This window comes from Geobacillus sp. C56-T2 (assembly GCF_007829715.1).
In the GTDB taxonomy this organism is placed as follows: domain Bacteria; phylum Bacillota; class Bacilli; order Bacillales; family Anoxybacillaceae; genus Geobacillus; species Geobacillus icigianus.
On record NZ_VJWB01000001.1, the window covers coordinates 1,336,699 to 1,354,502 of the forward strand.

Sequence of the window (17,804 nt, forward strand, 5' to 3'; positions counted from 1 at the left end):
AATGAATGGGAACGGCCCAAAGCTGAGCTGGCCTTTTTTCCCATTTTCATAGGCGAGGCACGGTCGGAATGAGGCGTGTGGCTGCCGATCAAAGGTCAGCGGAAAGGGGTGGGGCGATGAGATGGGTGTCGCCGCTAGAAAAGCGCCGTTTTTTGACGTCGTTTTTGCAAACGCATCGGTTAAAGCATCCTGACGCCCGCTTTGTGCTTCGTTATTTGCTGCAGCACCCCCATTTGCTTGAGAATATGCATTTTACCGAAACGGACCAAAGGCAGGCGCGGTGGCTCGTTGTTTCCAGTGCAGCGGTCGAGGAGGAAGGGCTAGTCTTTTATCGGCGCGGCCAAAAAAGCACGAGCCTAGCGTCGATTATGGGCGATTTGGCGCTGCATCCAAATGAACCGCTCTATGTAACGCTTCACTTTCCGGGGAAGCTGCGAAACGTTTCTTATCTCCGATTGATTGACCATCAAGCGTTTGAAAATGTGAGGCGGCATGAACGCCATGAGAAAATGGCGAAAGCGGCAGGACAGGTGCTCGATGAGGCGTTGAAGCGCCATGAAGTCGCGCGTTTGAAGCTGCAAATCGATCAAGCGTTGGATCGCAAGGACATGGAGCTGTTTTACAAGCTGACAGAACAGCTGAAACAATACGAAGGGCAAAGCTGAATTTCGTTGCTTCGCTTTGCCCTGCGGTTTGTCGGTCGAAACGGTTGGCTGCGCTTCGGGCCGTGAGAGCACGAGCACATCGAGCGCCGGCAGATCGGCATGTTCCTGATCAAGCCGGTCAGGGACGGCTCGGCACGATGGCAGTGGACACTTCGTAGTCGTTCGGGTCGAGTTCGGTCGGCAGGCCGAGAACAAGGTTGGCCAGTTCCTTGCCGACATAAGGGCCGACGGTGAGGCCTGACGAGCCTAGTCCGTTGCCGATGTACAGTCCGGACAGCCCCGGAAGCGCCCCAAAGACGGGGAGAAAGCCCGGTGTGCGCGGTCGGAATCCGACTCGTGTCTCGACATAAGTAAACGTGGAGAGGCCTGGTGCAAGCGCAAGCGCTTGGTTCAACAATTCGTGCATTCCTCCGGCCGTAGGGCGGGCGTCCCATCCTGCCTCGTCTTCGTGCGTCGTTCCGATCACCATTCGCCCTTTTGGGAAAGCGAGCATATAGTGATGGTTCGGCGGCATGACCACCGGCCACTCGGAAGTGTCCTGATTCGGATGTTCCAAGTGGATCAGCTGCCCTTTTTGCGGGGTGACGAGCAGCTCGATGCCGAGAGGGCGAAGCAGCTCGCAGGCCCACACGCCGGCTGTGACGATGACGGCTTCAGCCGCATAGGTCGTACCGTCAGCGTCGACGCCAATGACGCGTGCCCCTTGATGGAGCAGGCGAGCGTTGGCGCGGACGTGGGCGGCGCCGAGCTTGCGGGCCGCGTTGATGAGCGCGTCGCGCAATGCCCGGCCGTTGACGCGGGCAGCTCCGCTGACATAAATCGCATCGTATGTTTCGGCTAACGGTGGAAACAGCCTTTTCGCCTCTTTCGGCCCAAGTCGCACGATGTCCCCGATTTCTGGTGCCTCTTCGCGCCGTTTGCGCGCGCGCTCCGCCATTTGTTCCAGCTTTTGTTCATCGGTATGCAAGCAGAGGGCACCGACACGAGCATAGCCGGTTTCTGTTTCCCCGTAAGATTGCAGCTCTTCGATAAGGGAAGGGTAAAACGCCGCCCCATTTTTCGCTAGCCGATACCATTTTTGGTTGCGGCGCTGCGACAGCCAAGGGCAGACGATCCCCGCCGCCGCATCGGTCGCTTGTCCTTTGTCATGGCGGTCGATGATCGTGACCGCCGCCCCTTCTTTGGCTAAGTGGTAAGCCGTCGCCGCCCCTAAAATACCAGCTCCGACAACAACGTACGATCCCATATTCACACCTTTTCTTTTTTTGGCTCATCACCACAACAAGGACTTGCCAGACGGTACCCTTCTTTGGAACAAGTGTATGCAAAAAATCGTTTCTTTCTTGGCTGCATAAGTAAGGTACGTGATGAAAAATCAAGTCCAGCTTTTGGTGAAGAGCCTCTTTTTTCTACTAGCATATCATACGCTGGGCGAACGGAGAAGCCAGAGGCGCAGCTAAAAGGGCTGATCGCGGCCTCCGAGTGCTGGAAAGCGCTCTTTCTTACCAACCACTATACCTATGAGGCTGGTGAAAAACGGTTGTTTCTCTTGAGCAATGGGGGAACGCTTGAAAGGCGATCCTGATGCGACAAGGCTTATCTATTTGAGAAACGGGCTTGATAAGCGACTTGTCCCCTTAAATCACCGGTCTCCTATGTTTTCTATCAAAATATTCATGAGCAAGCCTTGCTCCCCATCCTGGCATGAAAATGACGGATTAAGGAGGCGCGTTTTTACGAAAAGTTCCATAAGCAGCGCTGCCCTCCTCCCGGGATGAAAATCACCGTTTGGTGGCGGTTTTTTTACAGAGAATTTTGCTGATTTCCCCTTGCCCCGTTTCTGGGGTCTTGAGCGATTCGTGAGAAATTTATGGATGGTTCGACATAGTTCGACACTGTTTTTTTCTTATTATTGCTACAATAAAGTCAACTGGAATGTTGGGGGAGCGATGGAATGAACCGAAAAGAATTTCAGCAAGAACAGCGAAAATTAGATGAGACCATTCGGCGTATAGAGGATCAAACCTATTACATATGGGAGATTACTGAAAGGAAAAAAATGCTGCTGAGACAAGGACAGGGCTCAGCGGGCGATGAAATCGTGTACCGGCGGGGAGTGCGCGAGCAGCACATATTACAAAAAGCCAAAGACGAGCCTTATTTTGGGCGTATGGACATCTTTTCGGCTGAGGAAGGGGAAGAAACAATTTATATCGGAAAACAAGGGATCCGGGATCGAGAGGAAAATATGATTGTTGTCGATTGGAGGATGCCGATTGCTTCCGTTTATTACAACTTCACGCCTGAGCAGCCTCAGCAGTCGTATACGGTAGAAGATCCGAAGACGGGCCGAACAGAAAAGATAAGTGTGGAGGTGCGAAAGACAAGAAAGTATACGATTAAAAATCGAAAGATCGAGAAAATCATTCAACAGGCTGCACAGCGGGACAGCCACCTCAATGTGGCGTTGACGGAAACTGGTGAACAACTGGCCATTGTCGATGATTTTTTGAGGGAGATTTTGGAACAAAGTGAAACAACCGGGTACTTAAAAGAAATTATTGCGACCATCCAGAGGGAGCAGGATGAGGCCATCAGGCAGCCAATTGACCGGAATGTAATCATTCAAGGGGTCGCTGGGTCAGGAAAATCTTCGATCGCGCTTCATCGTCTCTCCTTTTTGCTGTTCAACAATAAGCAGCTGAAGCCGGAAAATGTCCTGATTTTGGCGCCGTCCAAGCTGTTTATCAGTTCGTTTCAAGGATTGCTTCCGGAGCTCAATCTAGAAGGTATCCAGCAAATGACATTTCAGCAGTTGGCGTTAGAGATTTTGGGGCAGATCATGAAAGAACCAATTGAGTTATCCAATCGCTGGTATTTTGAGGATGTTTTATTTGCTAAGGGGTCGGAGGAGGAGCAGAAACGGATCGAGTTTAAAGGGTCACAATTATTGATGATCCTCCTGGATATCTTTGTTGAGGAAATGAAAAAGCAATACGAGATAGGCATTCAGCCGATTATGATGTTTGATCACTACTTGGACAAAGCAAAATTAAAGGAGATATACGATGGTTACAGCTATTTGCCGTTTGCCGAAAGAGTAGAGCGCTTTCTTCACAGTGTGGAAGGATATTTCCAAAACAAGCTGCAAGAAAAAATTGATAGCCTGAGACATCAATATCACGCCGCTGAAAAGTTTTTAGAGGGCGGAGGACTAACTGACGGGGAATATAAGCAACTAAGAAAGAAAATGGAGGGGATTTATGAATATAAAGTTCGTCAGTTAAAAAATCAGTTTAAAACGTCCCTGTCCTCATGGAAAGCGAAAATGGCGGTGCCGGATCCTTTGGCCGTGTATAAACAGGTGTTGAGCTATGAGGTGTTGAAAGCTTTTGAGCATGAGATCGGGACGGATATTCCTCCTTTGTTTGAAAATGATGCTTTGGAGAAAATAACCTATTTTGACCTGCCGCCCTTGTTGTATATTTACTTGTTGCTGTACGGCAACCCTGTTCAATATGCTCACATTGTGGTGGATGAGGCGCAGGATTTTAGTTATTTGCACTTTGCGGTTCTTAAAAAATTAACGAAAACGATGACTATCATAGGAGATAAGGATCAATCGATTTATGTCGGGTATGGTCAGGAAGACTGGAAGTATTTGATGAATTCCGTCTTTGAACCGGACCATGACATGTTGTTGACGCTAGGCACAAGCTATCGTTCTACAAAACAAATTATCGAAACGGCTAATACTGTTCTAGGAAATGCATACGGAATGTTGTCTCAGCCTATTACGGCGATCAACAGGAGCGGAGCGGCTGTCCAATTTGAGGAAGTTCAGTCTGGCGAGGAATTGATGAATCATATAGTTTCCACGATTCGAGCATGGCGGAAACGTTATAAGCGGATTGCCATCATTCATAAAGATGAACAACGGGCAACGAAATTGGCTGAATATTTGAAACAAGAATACAAAGGAGACGTGGCGTACATTGATCCAGATCGAGGGATGTCAACACAGGCCATTTCGGTTTTGGCCTCTTATCACAGCAAGGGGATGGAATTTGATGCGGTGATATTAGTCAATGTGAATGAAGAGCATTTTCCGAAAGACGACTTGCATGCTAGGCTGCTTTATGTACTCGTGACCCGCGCCCAACATGAATTGAAAGTATTTTATCAGCACACCCCCTCGCCGCTGCTCGAAGGAGCAGTGCCGCCGAAGCGGAAAGCAGTGGCAAAATTTGATGACATTTTGTAGAGGCGTTACCGTCATTCTGGGCGATTAGAGAAACGGATCATCCGAGCGCGCAGCTCTGGTTTGCGACCGTGGGCATAGGAGACAGCGGTCATATCGGTGCGAGCGGGTCGGTCTGTTTTCTAAAAAAGGAAAAAGGGCAGCGGGGGAGCTGCCCTAAAAAGTTGGTGAAAAACCGCTGTTTGCCTTGACGTTGTTTTTCGCCAGCCTTCTCAGCGTTTGACGGCGGCAAGTAAGGGGCGGCTTCAGCTGGCCTGCTGCTTCGCTTGGTAGTGCCGAATGACGGAACGGATGATATGGAGCGAGTCCCACTCTCCGCCGGAAAAAAAGACGATCGGATATTTTTTCGGAAACAGGAGCGCTTGAATTTGTTTGGGCGGCATTCCGTTTTTGTACAGGTCGATGATCGTATCCTGTAGTTCAAGCAAGTAGTCGAGCTTCCGCTGCAGCGCCTCACGCCCGTTCGGAAGGTAGCCGGCGTGGGCGCAGAAGACATCGCCGAAGTCGTGCGCCAACACGCGTTGCAACGAGGCGATGATCGTCGGGATGTCTTCTTCGCGCAGGATGACTTTCGTTTTCTCTTGGCAGTATAAGTCGCCGCTAAACAGCTGGCCCGTTTCGCGATTCAAAAAGACGACATGGTCCACGGCATGGCCCGGTGTTGGAATCACCTCCCATGTGGCGTTTCGCGAGGAAAACGCAGCGCCGATGGGCTCGGCGGCAAACGGGTCGCGCTTTCCCCAAAAGATTTTCCGATACAGCGGATAATCCGCCTTTTGTCGGCAATACTTGATCATCGGTTCATTCATATAGATGGGCAATCCCATCGTTTGTTGCAAAAACGCCGCACAACCGGTATGGTCTTCATGGTAATGGGTGATGACGACTTGATCGATGTCGTGCTGCTGAAAAAACGAGGCGAACTCGCTTTCCATCGATTTGGCTCCGGTATCAATGAGAACGCCGTCTGCGATGAAGCAGCGGACCGTAAGCCGAACGCCTTGAAACGAAGCGGTCGCTTTGGCGATGTGCACGTTGTTGACCGTTTCGGCTTCAAATCGTTTTTTGATGATTTTATGGATCCACATGGCTAGCGTTCCTCCCTTTGTGTGCAGATGCTGCCACCATTATACCACAAAGAATGAATGTTCATTCATTTTTCGTTGTTGAATGCGCCGATGCTTGAGGAGAGCGGTGGGTAAGAAAAAGTCCGCGGATTCCAATTCGATCAGACCCGTTTTCCGTTCCTGCCGGGCGCCCCGGGCAGAGCGAAAAGGCGTTTTTCCCTTGCCTTTTAGGACGGGGGCGCAACGCCAAAAGAAAGCCTGCTATCGTTAAGCTTACTCCAATGGCGACTTGGTGAGTATCCCTTCTTTTTTGGGGATTGTGCACCTGTTCGAGAGAAACCACCCGGAAAAAGGACGGGGTCACGATTTTTCAAATCATCCAGTCGACTTTAGGGGATTTGTGCTGCCGCGCGATGGCGGAAAAGTATCTAGGAGGCTGGTGATTGACTCGTGGATACAGCTTTGCCATCCCTTTTCCCAATTAGAAAAACCTTGTTGCATCGGTCCCGATTTGCACGCGTTCCCCCATTGTTGAAGGAAATCAGCGGTTTTTCACCGGTTTTCTAGAGCCGTCGCTTCTATGAATGGCCTAAACCGCTGGCGGTTGGCTCGTCAATATGGTAAAATGATGTAAACCACCGTTAGTTGGGCTGTTGTCTCTTAACGAATGGACGGTTGGTGTGTATTTGCGGGGGAGGGAATGACTGATGAAAACGATGTGGCAAGCGTTTATGTTTTCAGCTATCGCTCATATGATGTATTTTGCCGCAACGCTTGGTTGGGGATACTGGAAAACAACGATGTATCAACCTGACGTCGTCAACGCTTGGGAGAGCGTCGGCCAGCTGCAAAACGAAGTGGTGTTCAGTCAAACAGGTTCACCGATTGTGTATGTATGGTCATTGATCGGAGTGACGATGATCGGTGCGATCGTGCTGCATGTGTACAAAGCGGCTCGGCAATAAAGGAAAAGCAACGAATCAAACTGTTTATGAGTGAGTGGGAGGGGATTGCTTGTGATTGTGACAACGACCAGTACCATTCAAGGAAAAGAAATCGAGGAATACTTAGGCATTGTCGCGGGAGAGGTCATTTTGGGCGCCAATATCATCCGCGATTTCCTCGCCAGCATTACCGATATTATCGGCGGGCGAAGCGGAACGTATGAAAGCAAGCTGGCCGAAGGGCGGGAGACGGCGATCAAGGAGATGGTCAATCAGGCGAGAAGTCTTGGCGCCAATGCCGTGATCGGGGTGGATCTCGACTTTGAAACGCTGGGCGATGGCATGATGATGTGCATTGCCACGGGGACGGCGGTGCGGCTGAAACCGTAATGGGCGAGAGAGCATCGCAAAAGGGGAGACCGCTTGTTCTACACATCGGTTTCTGGTTCGTCCTATATGTTGTGTCTATGTGGAAGGCAGGCCGACTTTTGGGTCAGGCCTCTTTTTGTTTGGCTGCTGCGGTGGAAATGTCGGTCAGCGGCAGTTTGTAGCGGGGCAAACGAATTGACAATGGAAAAAACGTCGGTTATGATTCACATATATGAACAAATGCTCATATATTAAAATGTGGGGGAACAGCCATGAACGCAGAGGATCATTCGTTTTTAGATCCACGTGTAATTGAGGAAGTGGCACGGATTTTTAAAGCGTTAGCCGATCCGACACGGATTAAAATTTTGTATTTGCTTTCCCAAGAAGAATGCCATGTTGGCCATATGGCGGAAGTGCTCGGCATGTCGCAATCCGCGGTTTCCCATCAGTTGGCGCTGCTGCGGACGTTGCGGCTTGTCAAATATCGTCGCGAGGGGAAAATGTTGGTGTACTCGTGCGATGACGAACATGTCATTTCGTTGCTCAGGCAGGCGGTTGATCACGCTCAACATTCATGAGGGGGAGAGAATGGATGCATCATCATACGCATGGCCATTGCGATCACCATCACGGGCATCATCAAAACAGAGAGGGAAATCAAAAAGGGTTGGCGATCGCCTTTGGCGTAACGGTCGGGATTATGGTGCTCGAGTTTGTCGGCGGGCTTGTGACGAACAGCTTGGCTCTTCTTTCCGATTCGGGGCATATGCTGAGTGATGCGGCTTCGCTTCTGTTAAGCTTGGTGGCGGTGTGGCTGGCATCCAGGCCCGCGTCGCCGAAGAGAACGTATGGATTTTACCGGTTTGAGATTTTAGCGGCGCTCGTAAACGGGGTCACGCTGGTCGGGATTGCGGCTTGGATTATTTGGGAAGCGGCAGGCAGGCTGGTGAATCCTCCTGATGTCGCGAGCGGGACGATGATGGCCGTGGCGGCCGTCGGGTTGGCGGCCAATCTCGTCAGCGCGTGGGTGTTGTTGCGCCAAGGAGACGTCAAAGAAAACGTCAATGTCCGCAGCGCGTATCTTCATGTCCTCGGCGATGCGCTAGGTTCGGTCGGCGCGATTGCGGCGGGGCTTGTCATGTGGCTGTTTGGCTGGTATGCGGCCGATCCGCTCATCTCCATCTTGGTCGCCGTTTTGATTTTGCGAGGGGCCTTCGCCGTCGTTCGGCAGACGGTGCACATTTTAATGGAAGGAACGCCTGTGGCTATTGATCAAGCAGAAGTCAAAACGGCGCTTTCCGGCATTGACGGGGTGGTCGATGTCCATGATTTGCATATTTGGACGATCACTTCCGGACTCGATTCGTTAAGCTGCCACTTGCTTATTGAAGATGGCCGCGATGCGCAGGCGATTTTGCAGCAGGCGATCGATTTAGTGGAAACCCGTTTTCACATTCGCCATGCGACCATTCAAATCGAAATGCCGCACATCCGTCATAGCGAAATGGAAGTGTAAGGGCGGGCTGTTTGTGGCCCCGCCCTCTGTTGGTTGCCCGGCATATGTCTGCTGCCTTAGGCGGCCGTGAACCGTTGATCCGATGGAGGCGATGGGAGGTGCCGGAGACGGAGGCCGTGCGGAAAACGCCTTCGTCGTTTAACGGTTTTGCAATCTGTCAAGAAAAATGCGCACGCTTTGTTTGTTTTCCATCACCGGAGAATAGATGTAGGAAAACATTCGGTAAAACGGCGGGTGCTTCAAGCGGATGACTGACAGATGGCCGTGCTCGATGTCGCGGGCGACGACGCTGCGCGACAGCAAGGACAGGGCGTTGCCGTTGATTAACATTTCTTTGATGCCTTGGTTGCTGCTGATGATCATGAGTGATTTCACCTTTAATCCGTTGGAACGGATGAAGTGGTTGAAATATTCCCTTGTCCCTGATCCGACTTCGCGCGCCACCCATGCTTCATTTTGCAAATCGGTGATCGCCACTTCCTCTTTTTGTGCCAATTCGTGGCGGTTGGAAGCGACGATGACAAGTTCGTCCTGCATGAACGGGTGAACGGACAGCTCTTTTTCGTTCGTTTGCCCTTCGATCAAGCCGATATCCACTTGGTACGAGCGGACGAGTTCGACGATTTCTTTTGTGTTGCCGATCATTACCTCAAGTTCGAGTTCCGGGTAGCGCTGTTGGAAGTCGAGCAAAAACGGCGGCAAAATATACTCCCCGATCGTAAAGCTGGCGCCGATTTTTAATTCGCCTTTCACCGAGTGGTGATGCTCTAAAATGTCTTGTTTCGTCTGTTCATAAAGCGCCATCATTTGTTTGGCGCGGTCATACAGAAGTTCACCGGTCGGCGTCATTCGCAGCTGCTTCGGGGAACGGATAAACAGTTTCGTTTGAAACTCTTTTTCCAAGTTTTTAATATGCAAGCTGACACTCGGCTGGGAGAGGTGGAGAATCTCCGCTGTTTTTGTGAAATTTTTCACTTCTGCCAGCGTAATGAACGTTTTTAGTTCATCGTAGTACATCAGTGATTCCTCCATCTGCAGTTGAATCGGGCTGTCGGCTTCCTGCCCTATTTTGGTGGAACGGGTTTTGTGCCGACTGTCGCTGGCTACCACCGGCCATGAGGATCGAGGCAAACCCCATTTAGCAATTAGAGAAACTTAGCGGTACCGGTGCGGCGTATTGATTGACGGAAACCGCTGTTTTTCACTCGCCTGCTAGGTGAGTTTGGATGTTCATGGCCGAGAGGCGAACACCGTTCAATCATGGGTTGTTCACGGCTGGGAAGCAAGCGTCGTTCTTAATCATCATGGCCGGGAGCGAGCGTTGTGTAATCATGGATGCGCCAAGGGTAGAAAATGTTTCCTGTTCAAACAGCAGGCTGGCGCTTTTTTTGGTTGGATTTATTAGAAATATTAATCATGTTAATAATTTATATTTATTTTACTAATGTTCTGTTTTAGGGTAAAGTGTAAATATGATCTATATTTAAAGTCTACTTGTTTTATAGGAATAATGGATATTTGGCGCTGGTGCTTGAATAGGAGGCGACCATGGCGCCATCGTTCCATGCGACTTTTCGATTGAGGGGTGGACACCGTTGCAGCTGCAAGTAACCAACAGTCCGTTTACTCAGGAGCAAATCGAGCTTCTGAACCGTTTGCTGCCGACGCTGACGCCGTCGCAAAAGCTTTGGCTGAGCGGGTATTTGGCCGCGGCCGAGGCGGCGGTCACCGTGTTGGACGCCGAAGCGCCGGCGCTGTTTGCCGGAGGCGGCAAGCCGGTTTCGAAAGAAGTGACCGTTCTTTACGGTTCGCAAACCGGCAATGCGCAAAAATTGGCGGAAAAAGCGGGCAAGGCGCTCAAGGAGCGCGGCTTTGAGGCGAAAGTGTCGTCGATGCTTGAGTTTAAGCCGAACGAATTAAAGAAAGTGGAGACGCTGCTCATTGTCGTGAGCACGCATGGGGAAGGCGATCCGCCGGACAACGCGGTGTCGTTTTACGAATTCCTCCACAGCAAGCGGGCGCCAAAACTGGATCATCTCCGTTTCTCCGTCCTCGCGCTCGGCGATACGTCGTACGAGCAGTTTTGCCAGACGGGGAAAGATTTCGACAAGCGGCTCGAGGAGCTGGGCGGAACGCGGTTTTATCCGCGCGTCGATTGCGATGTCGATTACGAGGAAGCGGCGGCGAAATGGCTTGACGGCGTGCTTGGTGAGTTGAGCAAAGAGGCAAACGCCAGCGGCGGAGCGGCGCCGCTTTTGTCGGTTGTCTCCGCCGCGCCGAAAGCGGAGCCGGCCGTCGTCTATTCGCGGAAAAATCCGTTCCCGGCCGAGGTGTTGGAAAACATCAACTTAAACGGCCGCGGATCGAATAAAGAAACGCGCCATCTCGAATTGTCGCTGGAAGGATCGGGCTTGAAATATGAGCCGGGCGATGCGCTTGGCATTTTCCCGAAAAACGATCCGGAGCTTGTTGACCTCATCATCCAAGAAATGAAATGGAATCCGGAAGAAACGGTGACGATCGATAAAGATGGCGAAGTGCGGTCGCTGAAAGAAGCGCTCACGTCCCATTTTGAAATCACCGTTTTGACGAAAGCGCTGCTGCAAAAACTGGCGCCGCTATCGAAAAACAGCGCGCTTCAAGAGCTTGTGGCGCCAGGCAATGAGACGAAGCTGAAAGAATACGCCAAAGGCCGCGACTTGCTCGATGCCCTGCGCGATTTCGGCCCGTGGGACGCCGCGCCGCAACAACTCATTTCCATCCTGCGGAAAATGCCGCCGCGCCTGTATTCAATCGCGAGCAGCTTAGCCGCGTATCCGGACGAGGTGCATTTGACGATCGGGGCGGTTCGCTATGAGTCTTACGGCCGCCTGCGCAAAGGGGTATGCTCGACGTTTTGCGCCGAGCGCGTCCAAATCGGCGACACCTTGCCGGTCTTTGTGCAGCCGAACCCGAATTTTAAGCTGCCGAAGGATCCGGACACGCCGATCATCATGATTGGTCCAGGAACTGGGGTGGCGCCGTTCCGCGCCTTTATGCAAGAGCGCGAGGCGACAGGTGCGAGCGGAAAATCGTGGCTGTTCTTTGGCGACCAACATTTTATGACCGATTTCTTATACCAGACGGAATGGCTCGCGTGGCTGAAAAGCGGCGTGCTGACCAAAATGGATGTCGCCTTCTCGCGCGATACGGAGAAAAAAGTGTACGTCCAGCACCGGATGCTCGAACGAAGCAAGGAGCTGTTCGGCTGGCTTGAGGAAGGCGCCGTCGTCTACGTATGCGGCGACAAGCAGCACATGGCGCGCGACGTCCATCAGACGCTCATCGATATTATCGAAAAAGAAGGCGGTATGAGCCGCGAACAGGCAGAAGCGTATGTCACTGAGATGCAAAAGCAAAAACGGTACCAACGTGATGTTTATTAATCGAAAAAAGGAGTGGGAAGGAAAATGGCGAAAGTCATCTTAACGGCGCCGGACGGACCGCCAAGCGATGTCGAGCGCATCAAGCGGGAAAGCCGTTACTTGCGCGGCACGCTCGCTGAAACGATGGAAGACCCGCTCAGCGCGGGCATTCCCGATGATGACAACCGGCTGATGAAGTTCCACGGCAGCTACTTACAAGACGACCGGGATGTCCGCACCGAGCGGCAAAAACAAAAGCTTGAGCCGGCGTATCAGTTTATGATCCGCGTCCGCACGCCGGGTGGGGTGGCGACGCCGGAGCAGTGGCTGGTCATGGATGAAATCGCCCGCAAGTACGCGAATGGCACGTTGAAACTGACGACGCGTCAAGCGTTTCAATTGCATGGCGTCTTGAAATGGAACGTGAAAAAAACGATGCAAGCCATCAACAGCGCTTTGATGACGACGCTTGCCGCTTGCGGCGATGTCAATCGGAACGTGATGTGCAACCCGAACCCGTACCAATCGGAAGTGCACGCGGAAGTGTACGAATGGGCGAAGCTGATCAGCGACCATTTGTTGCCGCGGACACGGGCGTATTATGAAATTTGGCTGGATGATGAAAAAGTGGCGGGGACGCCTTCAGTCGACGGGGAGGAAGAACCGATTTACGGCTCGACCTATTTGCCGCGGAAATTTAAAATCGGCATCGCCGTTCCGCCGTCGAACGATGTCGATGTGTTCTCGCAAGACATTGGGCTCATCGCGATTGTCGAGGACGGCAAGCTCGCCGGGTTTAACGTCGCCATCGGCGGCGGCATGGGGATGACCCACGGCGACAAAACAACCTATCCGCAGCTCGCCAAAGTGATCGGCTTCTGCCGTCCGGATCAAGTCGTGGACGTGGCGGAGAAAATTATGACCGTGCAGCGCGACTACGGCAACCGCTCGTCACGCAAACACGCCCGCTTCAAATACACGATCGACCGGCTTGGCTTGGAAGCGGTCAAAGAGGAAATTGAGCGCCGGTTGGGTTGGAAATTTGAGGAAGCACGTCCATACCATTTTGAACATAGCGGCGACCGCTACGGCTGGGTTGAGGGCGTCAATGGAACGTGGCATTTCACCCTCTTTGTCGAAGGCGGCCGCGTCAAAGACTACGATGATTACAAGCTAATGACCGGCTTGCGCGAAATCGCCACCGTTCATACCGGCGATTTTCGGCTGACGCCGAACCAAAATTTAGTCATCGCCAATGTGACGAGCGAGAAAAAACCGGAAATCGAGGCGCTGATCGCCAAGTACGGCTTGACCGACGGACGCCGGTACACCGCCTTGCGCCGCAACGCGCTCGCCTGTGTCGCGCTGCCGACATGCGGCCTCGCGATGGCGGAAGCGGAGCGGTACTTGCCGAAACTGCTCGATAAAATTGAGGAAATCATCGATGAAAACGGCTTGCGCGACGAAGAAATCACGATCCGCATGACGGGCTGTCCGAACGGCTGTGCCCGCCACGTGCTCGCTGAAATCGCCTTCGTCGGCAAAGCGGTCGGCAAATACAACATGTACCTCGGCGCCGCCTTCAACGGCACGCGCCTTGGCAAACTGTACCGCGAAAACATCGGCGAAGAAGACATTTTGCGCGAACTGCGCGTCCTTTTGTCCCGCTACGCGAAAGAGCGGCTTGACGGCGAACGTTTTGGCGACTTCGTCATTCGGGCCGGTATTGTCAAAGAAGTCACAGACGGAACGAATTTCCATGATTAAGATGATGCGGATTCATTTTGGCTGGGGCTGACCTAAAAAGTCGTCTGTCTTCAAGATCAGCATTCAGTGACATAATCGTAAGAAGGTGTCCTAATCTTTTTGGGGCGCCTTCTGTTTTTTGATCGGCAACGCCATGGCCGAACATCCGCATATTCCCGCGATCACCTTCACCGGTTCCAATGATGTCGGCAAAACGATCGCCCGCGAGGAAATTTTCGGGCCGGTGCTCGCCTTAATCAAAGTGGAGACGTTTGAGGAAGCATTGGCGTTAGCCAATGACACGCCGTTTGGATTGAGCGCCTCAATTTTCACTCAAAACATCGGAAAAATGTTAACGTTTATCCAAGATATTGAAGCCGGGCTCGTTCGCATCAATGAAGAAAGCGCAGGAGTTGAACTGCAAGCGCCGTTTGGCGGCATGAAGCAGTCGAGCTCCCATTCGCGAGAACAAGGGCGAGCGGCCATTGAGTTTTTCACGGCGATCAAGACGGTGTTTGTCAAAGGATAAGACGTTGATGAAAGTGCGCTGCCGGTTAGGCAGGGCGCTTTTTTTCGCGCGAGGGGAGGAAAGGAGAAGGGGTCTCGTTTTTGTTGGCCGATGAAAATAAGAAAGTGATGGAAAAATGATGAAAAAAGCATTGACAATGATAATTTTTATCAATTAAAATATGAGATATGAAAATGATAATCTTTCTTTTTGAGGAATTGCCAAGAAGATTGGCAGAAGGTGGCGATAGTCGTTAAGCAGGAGGGGGTTGATTTGAAAAGTATACAGAGTTGGCGGGAGAGGCCGATTGCCATAGCAGCGCCGCCTGCTTGGAAACAAACTGTTTATTAATAAAGACGATTACTATCATGATTGTTTTGTGAAAATGATTCGTGCCGTCCCGTCGGGGGTATGGGATAGAATGGAAAACGAGATGAGGAAAAATGAAAAAGTGGATATTGTTGCTTGTTGTCCTGTCCGTAGGTTCGCTGTTTGTCGGTGTTCATGATTTATCGCCCAGCGCGCTGCTTTCCGGTGACCAGGCGGCTTGGGAAATTTTGTTGATTAGCCGCTTGCCTCGGCTGATCAGCATTCTTCTTGCCGGGTCAAGCGTCAGCATTTGCGGCTTGATTATGCAGCAGTTGAGCCAAAACAAATTCGTGTCGCCGACAACCGCGGGAACGATGGATTGGGCGCGGCTCGGCTTGCTGGTGTCCATGATTTTGTTCGCTTCGGCGGCTCCGCTGGTCAAAGCCGCTATAGCTGTTGTGTTTGCGTTTGTCGGAACGCTGCTGTTCATGACGATGTTGGATCGCATCAAATATAAAGATTCCGTGTTCATACCGCTTGTCGGTTTGATGTTCGGTAACATCATCGGTTCAGTGACGATGTTTTTGGCCTATAGGTACGATTTAATTCAATCGCTTTCCGCTTGGCTGCACGGCGACTTTTCCGTGATGATGGAGGGGCGCTACGAGACGTTGTATGTGAGCGTCCCGCTGATGGGTCTTGCCTATGCATACGCCAATCGTTTTACGATCGCGGGAATGGGAGAGGAGATGGCAACGAATTTAGGGCTTCGCTATCGATCGGTTGTGTATGCGGGGCTGCTTATTGTCGCGGTCATTTCAGCGATTGAAGTGCTGACGGTGGGGACGCTGCCGTTTTTGGGCTTGGTCGTCCCGAATCTTGTAACGATGTATTACGGTGATCATTTGCGCAAAGTGTTGCCGCTGACAGCGGTGTTTGGCGCGCTGTTTGTGTTGTTTTGTGATGTATTGGGGCGCGTGGTCATCTATCCGTATGAAATTCCGATTGGGTTGACGGTCGGGGTGATAGGGAGCGGCATTTTTCTATATTTGCTGGCAAGGAGAACAAAGCGGTATGTCTAAGCGGATGAAAGTAGCGGTGCTTGTCGTTTTGGTTCTTATATTAGCCGTTTTGTTTTTGTTTACCCATTTGCGCGGCGATCTTGAATATGTGTTGCGTTCGCGCGGTGAAAAAATCATGGCGATGGTGTTTGTCGGTTGGGCAGGGGCAGTGTCGACCGTCTTATTTCAAACGATGACGCACAACCGAATTTTAACGCCGAGCATCATCGGCTTGGACGCGGTTTACATGCTCGTGCAAACCGTCGTTGTGTTTTTTTTCGGTTCGACGACGTTAACGATGATGAGCGACACGTCTCACTTTCTTTTTTCAGCCGGCACAATGATGGGGTTTTCGGTCTTGTTGTATTCTTTCTTATTTCGTCGAGAGGGGCAAAACCTCTATTTCATTTTGCTTGTCGGGATGATTCTCGGTACGTTTATGCAGAGTGTGACGTCGTTTTTGCAATATTTGATTGATCCGAATGAGTTTTCCGTCATTCAAGACCGAATGTTTGCGAGCATCAACAATATGAAAACCGATTTGCTTTGGCCGGCTGGATGGTGCATTGCCGCTGCCACGGCCTATACATATCGCCACCTTCATGAGCTGGATGTGTTATCGCTAGGCAAAGATCACGCCATCAATTTGGGGGTGGATTATGAACGGATCGTCAAGCGATTGTTGATGGTGGTGGCTCTGCTTGTCTCAATTTCAACAGCGCTTGTCGGGCCCATCATGTTTTTCGGACTGATCGTCGCCAATCTTGCGTATGCGTTTTTTCAAACGTATGAGCATCGGTATTTGCTTGCGGGAGCGGGGCTGTTTGGCATCGCTGCCCTGATTGGTGGTCAGCTGATCGTCGAGAGAGTGTTTGTGTTTTCGACGCCATTGTCCGTCATCGTCAATATAGTCGGGGGCGCGTATTTTCTGTACCTCTTGATAAAGGAGCGAAAGGCATGGTAGAGGTGAAACAAGTGACAAAGCGGTACGGTGGAAAGACGGTCGTCGATCGCGTATCTTTAACCGTTCCGCCTCGGCAATTAACGTCGCTCATCGGACCGAACGGAGCGGGGAAAAGCACGCTCCTTGCCATGATGAGCCGCTTGATTTCAAAAGATGACGGAGAAATCTGGGTTGAGGGGAAAGAAATCAGTTGCTATCGGACAGAAGAGTTAGCGAAAAAAATTTCCATTTTAAAGCAGTCCAATCATATCGCTGCCCGGCTGACGGTCAACGAATTGGTATCGTTCGGCCGCTTTCCATACTCGCGCGGCCGTTTGACGCGCGAAGACCGGGACTATGTGCGCGAAGCGATTCGCTATATGGAATTGGAAGAGTTGCAAAACCGGTATATTGATGAGCTGAGCGGCGGACAGCGTCAGCGGGCCTATATCGCCATGGTGTTGGCGCAAGATACGGATTACATTTTTTTGGACGAACCGTTGAACAATTTGGATATGAAACATGCGGTGCAAATGATGAAAGTGTTGCGCCAGCTGGTCGATGAGCTCAACAAAACGATTGTCGTTGTGATGCACGATATCAATTTTGCTTCCTGTTATTCCGATCATATGGTCGCTTTAAAAGATGGCACGGTCATCTGCGAAGGAGATGTCTCATCGATCATGCGCAATGAGGTTCTTCACCGTATTTACGATTTGGATGTGCGCGTGCAAACGATAGAGAATAGACGCATCTGTGTGTATTTTTAAGGTTCGCGATGACGGAGGCGCAAATGGGCCTGCCGGGAATAGCCGCATCTGTCTGTATTTTTAAGAGGCTAGTGAAAACCAACCGATTCGCCCGATCGGTGGAAATCATAAGAAATGATGACACTTCAAGGGGGTTCGATTGGAAACACCATGCGGGAGACTGGCGAAGCGCATGGATACACTCCTATTCCAGTAACGTACAACAGGTTGATCCGGCTTTCCTTGGAACATTGGCAAG

At 51.3% G+C, this 17,804-nt stretch carries 15 protein-coding genes and 1 pseudogene; 13 read left to right on the forward strand and 3 right to left on the reverse strand.

Annotated elements, in window-relative coordinates:
• The first annotated feature begins 116 nt into the window (after positions 1-116).
• A complete protein-coding gene (locus GC56T2_RS06780; protein ID WP_144973970.1) occupies positions 117-665 on the forward strand; it encodes a YpiB family protein in 549 nt (182 codons plus the stop codon).
• 118 nt (positions 666-783) lie between these two features.
• Here the strand turns inward: GC56T2_RS06780 and GC56T2_RS06785 are convergent, their stop codons facing one another.
• Complete coding sequence (locus tag GC56T2_RS06785; protein ID WP_144973971.1) at positions 784-1,911, reverse strand: NAD(P)/FAD-dependent oxidoreductase; 1,128 nt, start codon at positions 1,909-1,911, stop codon at positions 784-786.
• A gap of 63 nt (positions 1,912-1,974) precedes the next feature.
• Here GC56T2_RS06785 and GC56T2_RS06790 point away from each other — a divergent pair, with 63 nt between their 5' ends.
• Positions 1,975-2,250 (forward strand): hypothetical protein, encoded by a 276-nt coding sequence (locus tag GC56T2_RS06790; protein ID WP_144973973.1) that lies wholly within the window; start codon positions 1,975-1,977, stop codon positions 2,248-2,250.
• Between the two features lie 369 nt (positions 2,251-2,619).
• On the forward strand, positions 2,620-4,929 hold the full coding sequence (locus GC56T2_RS06795; RefSeq protein WP_144973975.1) for a HelD family protein: 2,310 nt from the start codon (positions 2,620-2,622) through the stop codon (positions 4,927-4,929).
• Positions 4,930-5,171: 242 nt separating this feature from the next.
• On the opposite strand, the gene GC56T2_RS06800 is transcribed toward GC56T2_RS06795, so the two are convergent.
• Positions 5,172-6,014, reverse strand: coding sequence for an MBL fold metallo-hydrolase (locus GC56T2_RS06800; RefSeq protein WP_144973978.1), 843 nt, complete (start codon positions 6,012-6,014; stop codon positions 5,172-5,174).
• 686 nt (positions 6,015-6,700) lie between these two features.
• Here GC56T2_RS06800 and GC56T2_RS06805 point away from each other — a divergent pair.
• The 4 genes from GC56T2_RS06805 (at position 6,701) to GC56T2_RS06820 (ending at position 8,825) form a co-directional block, all read left to right on the forward strand.
• The gene (locus tag GC56T2_RS06805; RefSeq protein WP_144973980.1) at positions 6,701-6,958 is read left to right on the forward strand and encodes a hypothetical protein; all 258 of its coding nucleotides are present in this window, start codon (positions 6,701-6,703) and stop codon (positions 6,956-6,958) included.
• 51 nt (positions 6,959-7,009) lie between these two features.
• Positions 7,010-7,327: a YbjQ family protein gene (locus tag GC56T2_RS06810; protein WP_144973982.1), complete on the forward strand. Its 318-nt coding sequence runs from the start codon at positions 7,010-7,012 to the stop codon at positions 7,325-7,327.
• Between the two features lie 251 nt (positions 7,328-7,578).
• On the forward strand, positions 7,579-7,887 hold the full coding sequence (locus tag GC56T2_RS06815) for an ArsR/SmtB family transcription factor (protein WP_144973984.1): 309 nt from the start codon (positions 7,579-7,581) through the stop codon (positions 7,885-7,887).
• A gap of 14 nt (positions 7,888-7,901) precedes the next feature.
• The gene (locus GC56T2_RS06820; protein ID WP_144973986.1) at positions 7,902-8,825 is read left to right on the forward strand and encodes a cation diffusion facilitator family transporter; all 924 of its coding nucleotides are present in this window, start codon (positions 7,902-7,904) and stop codon (positions 8,823-8,825) included.
• A 138-nt stretch (positions 8,826-8,963) separates the two neighbouring features.
• Here the strand turns inward: GC56T2_RS06820 and GC56T2_RS06825 are convergent, their stop codons facing one another.
• Positions 8,964-9,842 carry a LysR family transcriptional regulator gene (locus GC56T2_RS06825; protein WP_144973988.1) on the reverse strand — a complete coding sequence of 293 codons (879 nt, stop codon included), beginning with the start codon at positions 9,840-9,842 and terminating at the stop codon, positions 8,964-8,966.
• A 578-nt stretch (positions 9,843-10,420) separates the two neighbouring features.
• Between GC56T2_RS06825 and GC56T2_RS06830 the strand changes: the two genes are divergently transcribed.
• The 6 genes and pseudogenes from GC56T2_RS06830 (at position 10,421) to GC56T2_RS06855 (ending at position 17,566) form a co-directional block, all read left to right on the forward strand.
• Complete coding sequence (locus tag GC56T2_RS06830; protein ID WP_144973990.1) at positions 10,421-12,250, forward strand: assimilatory sulfite reductase (NADPH) flavoprotein subunit; 1,830 nt, start codon at positions 10,421-10,423, stop codon at positions 12,248-12,250.
• A gap of 24 nt (positions 12,251-12,274) precedes the next feature.
• On the forward strand, positions 12,275-13,996 hold the full coding sequence (gene cysI / locus GC56T2_RS06835; protein WP_144973992.1) for an assimilatory sulfite reductase (NADPH) hemoprotein subunit: 1,722 nt from the start codon (positions 12,275-12,277) through the stop codon (positions 13,994-13,996).
• Positions 13,997-14,189: 193 nt separating this feature from the next.
• Positions 14,190-14,504, forward strand: a pseudogene (locus GC56T2_RS06840) (aldehyde dehydrogenase family protein); the annotation flags it as partial.
• A gap of 422 nt (positions 14,505-14,926) precedes the next feature.
• Entirely contained in the window at positions 14,927-15,874 is a 948-nt protein-coding gene (locus tag GC56T2_RS06845; RefSeq protein ID WP_144973995.1) for an ABC transporter permease, read from the forward strand.
• On the forward strand, positions 15,867-16,817 hold the full coding sequence (locus GC56T2_RS06850; protein ID WP_033844029.1) for an iron chelate uptake ABC transporter family permease subunit: 951 nt from the start codon (positions 15,867-15,869) through the stop codon (positions 16,815-16,817). The genes GC56T2_RS06845 and GC56T2_RS06850 overlap by 8 nt, the downstream gene beginning before the upstream one ends.
• Positions 16,811-17,566 carry an iron ABC transporter ATP-binding protein gene (locus GC56T2_RS06855; RefSeq protein WP_033844028.1) on the forward strand — a complete coding sequence of 252 codons (756 nt, stop codon included), beginning with the start codon at positions 16,811-16,813 and terminating at the stop codon, positions 17,564-17,566. The genes GC56T2_RS06850 and GC56T2_RS06855 overlap by 7 nt, the downstream gene beginning before the upstream one ends.
• The last annotated feature ends 238 nt before the right edge of the window (positions 17,567-17,804 follow it).

Coding starts and splice junctions, on each gene's coding strand:
- GC56T2_RS06855 (WP_033844028.1), top strand. CDS start 16,811: ATGGTAGAGGTGAAACAAGTGACAAAGCGGTACGGTGGAAAGACGGTC.
- GC56T2_RS06850 (WP_033844029.1), top strand. CDS start 15,867: ATGTCTAAGCGGATGAAAGTAGCGGTGCTTGTCGTTTTGGTTCTTATA.
- GC56T2_RS06825 (WP_144973988.1), bottom strand. CDS start 9,842: ATGTACTACGATGAACTAAAAACGTTCATTACGCTGGCAGAAGTGAAA.
- GC56T2_RS06815 (WP_144973984.1), top strand. CDS start 7,579: ATGAACGCAGAGGATCATTCGTTTTTAGATCCACGTGTAATTGAGGAA.
- GC56T2_RS06785 (WP_144973971.1), bottom strand. CDS start 1,911: ATGGGATCGTACGTTGTTGTCGGAGCTGGTATTTTAGGGGCGGCGACG.
- GC56T2_RS06795 (WP_144973975.1), top strand. CDS start 2,620: ATGAACCGAAAAGAATTTCAGCAAGAACAGCGAAAATTAGATGAGACC.
- GC56T2_RS06780 (WP_144973970.1), top strand. CDS start 117: ATGAGATGGGTGTCGCCGCTAGAAAAGCGCCGTTTTTTGACGTCGTTT.
- GC56T2_RS06845 (WP_144973995.1), top strand. CDS start 14,927: ATGAAAAAGTGGATATTGTTGCTTGTTGTCCTGTCCGTAGGTTCGCTG.
- GC56T2_RS06800 (WP_144973978.1), bottom strand. CDS start 6,014: ATGTGGATCCATAAAATCATCAAAAAACGATTTGAAGCCGAAACGGTC.
- GC56T2_RS06805 (WP_144973980.1), top strand. CDS start 6,701: ATGAAAACGATGTGGCAAGCGTTTATGTTTTCAGCTATCGCTCATATG.
- GC56T2_RS06820 (WP_144973986.1), top strand. CDS start 7,902: ATGCATCATCATACGCATGGCCATTGCGATCACCATCACGGGCATCAT.
- cysI (WP_144973992.1), top strand. CDS start 12,275: ATGGCGAAAGTCATCTTAACGGCGCCGGACGGACCGCCAAGCGATGTC.